1 protein-coding gene is annotated in these 574 nt (G+C 34.0%); it reads right to left on the bottom strand.

The features are described 5' to 3' along the window. Positions 1 to 457: hypothetical protein (locus HMPREF1505_RS07670; RefSeq protein ID WP_036924300.1), on the bottom strand; the 457-nt coding region annotated here is incomplete at its 3' end. Positions 458 to 574 lie beyond the last annotated feature (117 nt).

Genomic DNA, 574 nt, shown 5'->3' with positions numbered 1-574 from the left:
CTGGCACAGGGTTCTCCTTTGTTCCATACGCTGGATTGTTCATATCATCCCTGTTGACTGTTAGGATAACCTTCATGCCATAAGGCCACCACAAATCCTTAGAGCCCAAGAAACACATAATATTGAAATACTTCTTATACTCTACAGAATAGAATGGAATATAAACTGCTCGAGGGTTAGAAAAGTAATTTTTGTCCATTTTTGTAATGAAAGTCTCTGACATGCGAAATTCTTCATCTTGATTCTCCAAATAATACTGAGATTTTTCTTCAGGCATTGAAATCTCTATGTTATAAGAATTATTCATATAATCTTCGCAATACTGTTCTGCATCATCATTATACTTGTTGGAATAATAAAACTGATTTATAAGGAAAATCAGTAAAGGGAAACCGACAACAGTACCTAAAATTTGTCCTAAGGTAACCATTGGAATATATTTGAAGATATTTCTCATAACTGATGTACTTGGATTTTCACTCTCCCCCTACTTGCAAAACCGATTCTTACTCATTACAGAATAACCTTACTCTTTATTCTTGAATCGTCTTTTAAACTCACTTTTGGGCATCTT

This window comes from Prevotella sp. ICM33, from assembly GCF_000517825.1.
Classification (GTDB): domain Bacteria; phylum Bacteroidota; class Bacteroidia; order Bacteroidales; family Bacteroidaceae; genus Prevotella; species Prevotella melaninogenica.
This window is presented reverse-complemented; position numbering and strand designations above follow the sequence as displayed.